Annotated in this window: 5 protein-coding genes and 2 pseudogenes; 5 read left to right on the top strand and 2 right to left on the bottom strand. The window is 69.1% G+C overall.

Annotated features, from left to right (window positions below; genetic code table 11):
- Positions 1 to 28 precede the first annotated feature (28 nt).
- A pseudogene (locus tag ACWGIU_RS21210) lies at positions 29 to 908 on the top strand (beta-L-arabinofuranosidase domain-containing protein); the annotation flags it as partial.
- Between the two features lie 49 nt (positions 909 to 957).
- Here the strand turns inward: ACWGIU_RS21210 and ACWGIU_RS21205 are convergent.
- The gene (locus tag ACWGIU_RS21205) at positions 958 to 1,989 is read right to left on the bottom strand and encodes a LacI family DNA-binding transcriptional regulator (RefSeq protein ID WP_453708002.1); all 1,032 of its coding nucleotides are present in this window, start codon (positions 1,987 to 1,989) and stop codon (positions 958 to 960) included.
- 472 nt (positions 1,990 to 2,461) lie between these two features.
- On the opposite strand from ACWGIU_RS21205, the gene chvE reads away from it, so the two are divergent.
- The 3 genes from chvE to mmsB all read left to right on the top strand — a co-directional run bounded on the left by chvE (position 2,462) and on the right by mmsB (position 6,444).
- A complete protein-coding gene (chvE, locus tag ACWGIU_RS21200) occupies positions 2,462 to 3,556 on the top strand; it encodes a multiple monosaccharide ABC transporter substrate-binding protein (protein WP_453708000.1) in 1,095 nt (364 codons plus the stop codon).
- Positions 3,557 to 3,657: 101 nt separating this feature from the next.
- Complete coding sequence (gene mmsA, locus ACWGIU_RS21195; protein ID WP_453707998.1) at positions 3,658 to 5,205, top strand: multiple monosaccharide ABC transporter ATP-binding protein; 1,548 nt, start codon at positions 3,658 to 3,660, stop codon at positions 5,203 to 5,205.
- A 3-nt stretch (positions 5,206 to 5,208) separates the two neighbouring features.
- On the top strand, positions 5,209 to 6,444 hold the full coding sequence (mmsB, locus tag ACWGIU_RS21190) for a multiple monosaccharide ABC transporter permease (RefSeq protein WP_453707996.1): 1,236 nt from the start codon (positions 5,209 to 5,211) through the stop codon (positions 6,442 to 6,444).
- A 297-nt stretch (positions 6,445 to 6,741) separates the two neighbouring features.
- Here the strand turns inward: mmsB and ACWGIU_RS21185 are convergent.
- Positions 6,742 to 7,371, bottom strand: a pseudogene (locus ACWGIU_RS21185) (phytanoyl-CoA dioxygenase family protein); the annotation flags it as partial.
- An 18-nt stretch (positions 7,372 to 7,389) separates the two neighbouring features.
- On the opposite strand from ACWGIU_RS21185, the gene ACWGIU_RS21180 reads away from it, so the two are divergent.
- Entirely contained in the window at positions 7,390 to 8,199 is an 810-nt protein-coding gene (locus ACWGIU_RS21180) for a helix-turn-helix domain-containing protein (protein ID WP_453707994.1), read from the top strand.
- Positions 8,200 to 8,478 lie beyond the last annotated feature (279 nt).

Here is an 8,478-nt window from a genome sequence, read left to right as displayed (position 1 = left end):
GCCGGTTCACCCCTTCAGCCGCCGCGCCGTGATCAAGGCGACCGGCGCCGCGGCCATGGCCACGGCTGCCGGCCCCGTCCTCGGCTTCGCCTCCGCCGCGGCGGAGACATCCCCGGTCAGGTCCGACCTCGGAGTGTCGACGTTCCCGTTCGACCTGGGTCAGGTCCGGCTCACCAGCAGCCGATGGCTCGACAATCAGAACCGCACCCTGGCCTACCTCCGCTTCGTCGACGTCGACCGCCTGCTGTACAACTTCCGCGCCAACCACCGGCTCTCCACCAACGCCGCGGCCCCGACCGGAGGCTTGTACGACCCGGCGTTCCCCTTCCGCACGCACGTGCAGGGCCACTTCCTCACGGCGTGGGCCCAGGCCTACGCCGCACTCGGGGACACCACCTGCCGCGACAAGGCCGACCACATGTGGCCGAACTCGCCAAGTGCCAGACCAACAACGCCACCGCGGGCTTCGCCGCCGGCTACCTCTCGGGCTTCCCCGAGTCCGACTTCACCAGCCTCCAAGCAGGCACGCTGAACAACGGCAACGTCCCGTACTACTGCATCCACAAGGCCATGGCCGGTGTGCTCGACGTGTGGCGCCTCATCGGCAACACACCGCCCCGCGACGTGCTCCTCGCGCTCGCCGGCTGGGTCGACCGACGCACCGCCGCGCTCAGCCCGAGCAGGATGCAATCATCGTTGAACGTCGAGTTCGGCGGCATGAACGAGGTGCTGGCCGACATCTACCAACAGACCGGCACGCGCGCTGGCTGACCACCGCCCAACGCTTTGACCATGCTGCGGTGTTCGACCCACTCGCCGCGAACCTGGACCAGCTGGGCGGCCTGCACGCCAACACGCAAGTGCCCAAGTGGATCGGAGCCCTCAACCGAGTGCGGCGGACCGCCTCACAGAGCCGTGGGCCACTGGGGCGGTCAGCCCGGGCCCGGCGGTGCCAGCTCAATGGCGGGTGGCGGGACCCACGCTGCGACGCAGCACCATCTCCGGCGAGATCCGCACATGGGGGCGGGTGTGCGCGACGCCCTCCAACTCCTCGACGAGCAGTTCCAGGGCCCGGCGGCCGAGCTCACCGAAGTCCTGCCGCACGGTGGTCAGGGGCGGGGTGAAGTAGGCCGCCTCGGGAATGTCGTCGAAGCCGACCACGCTGATGTCGCCCGGGATCGAGCGGCCGGCCTCGTGCAGGGCGCGCAGCAGGCCGAGCGCCATGTGGTCGTTGGCGCAGAAGACGGCGGTGACGTCGCCCAGTTCGGAGATCCGCAAGCCCGCCTGGTAACCGGCGCGCGCGCTCCAGTCGCCGCGCTCGACATGCGGCACGGGGGCTCCGGCAGCCTCCAGCGCGCCGCGCCAGCCCTCCTGGCGGTCCTGGCTCTCCAGCCAGCCGGCCGGGCCGGCCAGGTGGTGCACGGTGCGGTGGCCCAGATCGAGCAGGTGCCTGGTGGCCGCTTCGGCGCCGGAGCGATTGTCCACCGAGACCATGGGCACCCGCGACTGGCTGCCCGATCCGACCGCGACGACCGGAACGGAGCTGGAGAGCCTGGCCACCGCACTGACGGCGGAGATCTGGGGCGCGATCACGGCAACGCCTTCCACGCCCTGGTCGCGCAGCCGGTCGACAGCCTCCTGAACCGAGCGGCCGTCCAGGGAGCGCAGACTTGTCACGCTGACGGAATACCCCGCACTGCGCGCAGCCTGCTCGATGCCGTCCAGCATCGAGGCGGGACCGTACAGGGTCGATTGGAAGCTGACCACGCCGAGGGTTTGCGAGCGGCGGGTGACCAGGGCGCGGGCAGCGGAGTTGGGCCGGTAGTCCAGCTCCCGGATCGCTGCGAGCACCCGCTCCCGGGTGCCGGGCCGCACGTGCGGGGCGCCGTTGAGCACCCGGGACACCGTCTGGTGGGACACGCCGGCCAATTTCGCCACGTCCGCCATCACTGGGTGGCGCTGCTCGGTCCCGGCGCTGTCGGTTCCCACTCGCACTTCCCTCCTCGACTCCGGGCTACGGTACGCTACCGGCCCTCGGCGAAGGCCATGTGAGCGTCAACGGACAAGGGCATGCGGCGGGGCCACCACCATCCGGGCGTGCGGCGTGCGACGTGCGGATCCTCAGGACCGGGATCCGGACCACTGGCGGGACCAACGCCTACCCGAAGCCGCAGAGGCCGCAGAGGCCGCTTGCGGTCAGCGTGCCCGGACGCGCCCGACGTGCAGGTGCCCCGCCAGAGGAAGCCGATCGCCTGCGGAATTGTTAATCCACCGGTGATCCGAACAGACCCTTGACGGCACTCTTGTGAGCGTTAACACTCAGGTATCGCCGGGCCGGAGCCGCTGCCACCCCGACTTCGCACGACGCGAGGAAACGACTCCCGGCCGGCCCCGCTCGACCGCTTCCGGTTCTCCCAGCCGGGTCGCACTGTGCCGGTCGCGGAACATCACTGGAGGAACTGTGGGGAAGTTTTCAGCGGGCCTTGTCACCGTGGGTCTGACGCTCTCGCTGGCAGCCTGCGGCCAGAGCGCCAACGGAGCGGGCGATGGCGGGGCCGGCGGGGATGCCAAAGGCGCCCTCATCGGCATCGCGATGCCGACCAAGTCGTCGGAGCGCTGGATCAACGACGGCAACAACATGGTCAAGGAGTTCCAGGCCAAGGGCTACAAGACCGACCTCCAGTACGGCGACAACGTCGTGGAGAACCAGGTCTCCCAGGTGGAGAACATGATCACCAAGGGGGCCAAGCTGCTGGTGATCGCCGCCATCGACGGTTCCTCGCTCACCAACGTGCTGCAGAAGGCCGCCGACGCCCACGTCCCCGTCATCTCCTACGACCGGCTGATCCGCGGCACCGGGAACGTCGACTACTACGCGACCTTCGACAACCACAAGGTCGGCGTCCTCCAGGGCAGCTACATCGTCGACAAGCTCGGTCTCAAGGACGGCAAGGGCCCGTTCAACATCGAGCTGTTCGCCGGCTCACCGGACGACAACAACGCCACGTTCGTCTTCGACGGTGCGATGAGCGTCCTCAAGCCGTACATCGACGACAAGAAGCTGGTCGTGCAGAGCGGCCAGACCTCCTTCAACCAGATCGCCACACTGCGCTGGGACGGCGGTCTCGCCCAGTCCCGGATGGACAACCTGCTGAGCAAGTCGTACACCGCCGCCCCCGTCGACGCCGTGCTCTCGCCGTACGACGGCATCTCGATCGGCATCATCTCCTCGCTCAAGGGCGTCGGCTACGGCGCCGGCCGGCCACTGCCCGTCGTCACGGGCCAGGACGGCGAGCTGGCCTCGGTGAAGTCGATCATCGCGGGCGAGCAGACCCAGACCGTCTACAAGGACACCCGCCAACTGGCCAAGGCCGCAGTCCAGATGGGCGACGCACTACTGACCGGCGGCAAGCCCGAGGTCAACGACACCACCCAGTACGACAACGGCGTCAAGACCGTACCGGCGCAGCTGCTCCAGCCGGTCAGCGTCGACAAGGAGAACTACCAGAAGGTCCTGGTGGACAGCGGCCAGTACACCGCGGACCAGCTCAAGTAGCCCCGGAGCCCGGCCGACGGGTCCGGCGACGCCGAACCGGCGGTGCGGCGCCCGGGAGACCGCCCGGCACCGCACCGCCCCGACGATACGGATGCACAACCATGGCCCGACCCGTTCTTGAGATGCGGTCGATCAGCAAGACGTTTCCCGGTGTCAAGGCCCTCTCCGAGGTCAACCTCACCGTCGCCGCGGGTGAGGTGCACGCCGTCTGCGGTGAGAACGGCGCCGGCAAGTCCACGCTGATGAAGGTACTCAGCGGGGTCCACCCTCACGGCAGCTACCAGGGCGAGATCTACTTCGAGGGGGATCCCTGCCGGTTCCGGGACATCCGGGCCAGCGAGCAGCGCGGCATCGTGATCATCCACCAGGAACTCGCGCTGGTGCCCTACCTGTCCATTGCCGAGAACATCTTCCTCGGCAACGAGCACGCCACCCGGGGCGTCATCAGCTGGCACCGGACGCTGACCCACGCCGCCGCACTGATCCGGCAGGTCGGACTCGACGAGAGCCCGCACACGAGGATCGCCGATCTCGGCGTGGGCAAACAGCAGTTGGTCGAGATCGCCAAGGCGCTCGCCAAGAAGGTCAAGCTGCTCATCCTGGACGAGCCGACAGCCGCCCTGAACGACGAGGACAGCCGCAAGCTGCTCGACCTGATCCTCGGACTCAAGGCTCAGGGCATCTCCTGCATCCTCATCTCGCACAAGCTCAATGAGATCGCCCGGGTCGCCGACGCCGTCACCATCCTGCGCGAAGGGCGGACCATCGAGACCATCGCGATCGGTTCCGAGGGCATCTCTGAGGAGCGGATCATCCGCGGCATGGTCGGCCGCGACCTGGAACACCGCTACCCCGAGCGCACTCCGGAGATCGGCGAGGTCGCCTTCGAAATCGAGGACTGGAGCGTCCAGCACCCGATCGACCACCGGCGGAACGTGGTCGACGGCGCCTCGCTGCACGTCCGTCGAGGCGAGATCGTCGGCATAGCCGGCCTCATGGGCGCCGGCCGCACCGAACTGGCCATGAGCGTCTTCGGCCGCTCGTACGGACGGTGGACCGGAGGCCGGGTGCGGCTGCACGGCCGGGAGATCCGTACCCGGACGGTGCCGGAGGCGATCGGGCACGGCATCGCGTACGTGACCGAGGACCGCAAGCAGCTCGGCCTCAACCTCAACGAGGACATCAGCCGGAACATCTCGCTCAGCTCCCTCGGCAAGGTCGCCCGGCGAGGCTGGGTCGACCGGCACGAGGAGGCCCGGATCGCCGAATCGTTCCGGCGGACCATGAACATCAAGGCCCCCTCGGTGTTCGCGGAGACCGGCAAGCTCAGCGGCGGCAACCAGCAGAAGGTCGTCCTCAGCAAGTGGATCTTCGCCGAGCCGAAGGTGCTGATCCTCGACGAACCCACCCGGGGCATCGACATCGGCGCCAAGGCGGAGATCTACACCGTCATCGCCGAACTCGCCGCCCAGGGCAAGACGGTACTCGTCATCTCCTCCGAACTCCCCGAACTCCTGGGCCTGTGCGACCGGATCTACGCCATGGCCGAAGGCCGGATCACCGGTGAGGTGACCCGCGCGGACGCCACCCAGGAATCCCTCATGCGGCTCATGACCATGAGCGCGGCATACCCCGACAAGCAGGTGTGAGGCATGGCCCAGACCGAGACCACCCCACAGACCACGCCCGCCACACCGGATACCGGCCAACGACCGTCTGCCAATGCCGTACTGGCCCGAGCGCTGCGCGGGAACCTACGCCAGTACGGGATGCTGGTCGCGCTGGCGCTGATCGTGCTGCTGTTCCAGATCTGGACGGGCGGCATCCTGCTCCAGCCGCTCAACATCACCAATCTGATCCAGCAGAACGGCTACATCCTCATCCTGGCCATCGGCATGATGATCGTCATCATCGCCGGGCACATCGACCTGTCGGTCGGCTCGCTCGCCGCCTTCGTCGGGGCGGCCGCGGCGGTGATGATGGTCAAGCACCAGGTGCCGTGGCCCGTGGCGCTGGTGGCCGCGCTGCTGATCGGGGCCCTCGCCGGAGCCTGGCAGGGGTTCTGGATCGCCTATCTCGGGATCCCCTCGTTCATCGTCACTCTGGCCGGCATGCTGCTGTTCCGCGGGGGGACCCAGATCCTCCTGCAGGGCCAGTCGGTGGCGCCGTTCCCCAAGGGCTTCCAGAACATCAGCAGCGGCTTCCTCCCCGCGGTCGGCCCCCACACCAACTACCACAACCTCACCCTGCTGCTGGGCCTCGTGGTGTTGGCCGTCGCGATCCTGCAGGAGGTCCGCGGACGCCGGCGGGCCGCCTCGTACGGGCTGGAACCGCTCTCGGCCGGGCTGTTCCTGGTCAAGCTGGGCGCGATCACCGCGGCCGTGGTGGCCTTCACGCTGCTGCTGGCCAGCTACCACGGGGTGCCCGTCGTTCTGCTGATCCTCGGTGTCCTGCTGGTCGGCTTCGGATACGTGATGCGCAACTCGATCCTCGGCCGGCACACCTACGCCATCGGCGGCAACGAGGCGGCGGCGAGGCTGTCCGGGGTGAAGAGCAAGCGGGTCGTCTTCCTGGCCTTCGTGAACATGGGCGTCCTGGCGGCTCTGGCCGGGCTGGTCTTCGCCGCGCGGCTCAACGCCGGTACGCCGCAGGCCGGCATCAACTTCGAGTTGGAGGCGATCGCCGCCGCATTCATCGGCGGCGCCTCCGCGAGCGGCGGTGTGGGAACCGTCCTCGGTGCGCTCACCGGCGGTCTGGTGCTGGGCGTGCTGAACAACGGCATGTCGCTGGTCGGCGTGGGTACCGACTACCAGCAGGTGATCAAGGGCCTGGTACTGCTGGCGGCCGTCGGCTTCGACGTCTACAACAAGCGCAAGGCCGGAGCCTGACCTTGCCCTCGCCCCTCCTCGGCTCGGCGCCGCTGCCGCCGCCCGCACGAGGAGGGGCGCCCCGCCTACCGGGACCCCGGCACCTGCGGCTGCGCTCGCACGTCGACGATCCGCTCGAAGAAGAACTCGTGCTTGAGGAAGGAGACGTCGTATTCGTGACCCGGGTACGGCGGGATCAGCTGAGCGCCCTGGATCAGCCGCCGGCCCGCCCGGAGTCCAGCGCCGAGGTGGCCACATACAGGACCAGCACCGGCGACGCGGCACCTTCCGCCCCCACGGGAAGGATCGCTCAGGTCGTCATGCCTGTGCCTCCTTGGGCCGATTGGAGACCCTGGTCACCCAGTGGTCGAGGTCGAGGCCGTCGTCGCCGGTCAGCACCCGCCACACCAGGATGCGGTTGTACCGCTCCAGCCGGCCGGTCGCCGCCTCGTACCACGGGAACATCGAGTCCAGCTCCGCGGCCACCTGCGGGTCGTCGAGATCGGAGGTGTTCCACAGGCGCTGTTGCCCTGGGATTGAAACGGATCTTGAACATGTAGCGCATCACGTCGCTGTCGTTGCGCCGGCCTCCGTGCCAGAGGCCGTGGTGCAGAAACACCACCGTCCCGGCCGGGCAGACCAGCCGGTCCTGGCCGCGCAGGTTCTGGCAGCGGCCGGTGTCGGACTCGTTGATCCATCGGAGGTGGCTGCCCGGCACGCTGAGCGTTCCGCCCATCTCCAGCGTCACCGCCTGCGGAAAGTACATCAACTGCACGTCGAAGGCGTCCGGCCGGACGTCGATGATGGCATCCCCGTGCAGCGGCTGCGCGTCGCCGCCGTGGGGCTCGCGGATGTGCACGAAGTGGTGGTCCACCCACGGCTCCGGCCCACGAGACTGTGCAGGGCCCCTGCCACCTGCGGAAGCTCCAGCAGCCCACGGACGAAGGATACCTCCGGCACCGGACCATGCACACGGCCCTCGCCCACCGTGACGAGCCTCCGGCTCTCGCCGCCGTCGGCATCGGCGTGCACGGGCCCGCCGGCCAAGTGGACGTGTTCTCACTGCCGGATCTCTGGCAGCTCCACCTGTACGACTACGAGGCCGATTTGACGGTGGACGGGACGGAGTACGCGATCCGCCCCGGCCGGTTCAGCCTCGTACCGCCCGGCGCCGAGGTCCGCTATCGCTACCGGGGCCGCTCCCCACACCTCTACGTCCACCTCCGCCTGGGCTCAGGTGGAACCCCCCGCAGCATTCCGGTGGTCCAGCACGCCGGCCCCGATCTAGCGCTGCTCACCGCCCAGTTGCGGCAGGCACTGGCCGCTTGTCCGAACACCCCGGCGCGGGCCGCGGCCGAGGTGTGGGCCGCCTTGTGGCGAGTCGCCCAGCTCGCCGCTCCGAGGAAGCGGAACACTCAGGCCGTTCATCCGGCGGTCGCAGCCTCCGTGGCCCTCATCGAGGCGCGGCTGGGGCGACCTCTGACGGTACCGGAGATCGAGGCGGCAGCCGGCGTCTCCCACAACCACCTGACGCGCCTCTTCCGCGCCGCGACGGGGGAGACGGTCGTCGGCTACATCCGGGCCCGGCGAATGGAACGCGCGCGCCACTTCCTGCAGGCCACCACGCTCTCCGTCGCCGCCGTCGCCGCCGTCGCCGCATCCGTCGGCATTCCCGACGTCAATGCGTTCAACAAGGCCTGTCGCCGCGCGTTCGGAGCTTCTCCGCGCGGCATCCGTGCCGCCCAGCCCGGTTCCCGGCACTCCCCCGCCCAGTGAGCGGACCGATACGCGACCCGGTTGCCCGGCCCGTGTCGGCAACCTTTTCGCATCCTGCGGCGACCAAGCAATGCATCTCGACTCGAATCTCCGAAGGACGGACATGCAGACTGCACGGCAGGCCGCGCGGCAGCGCAGGCGTAGACACAGGCTGATGACGGGAACGGCGGTGATGCTGACCGCGGCGGGCGCCCTCGTCTGCCTGGTGACGGCCCTGCTCCCCGGCCCCAAGGGCGAGGCGGGGGCCGTCGTGGCCGCCCCCCCCCCCCCCCCCGTGGA

It is taken from the genome of Streptomyces sp. NPDC054840, from assembly GCF_053611065.1.
The sequence above is the reverse complement of the archived record's forward strand: the minus strand, read 5'-3'. Positions and strand labels throughout refer to the sequence as shown.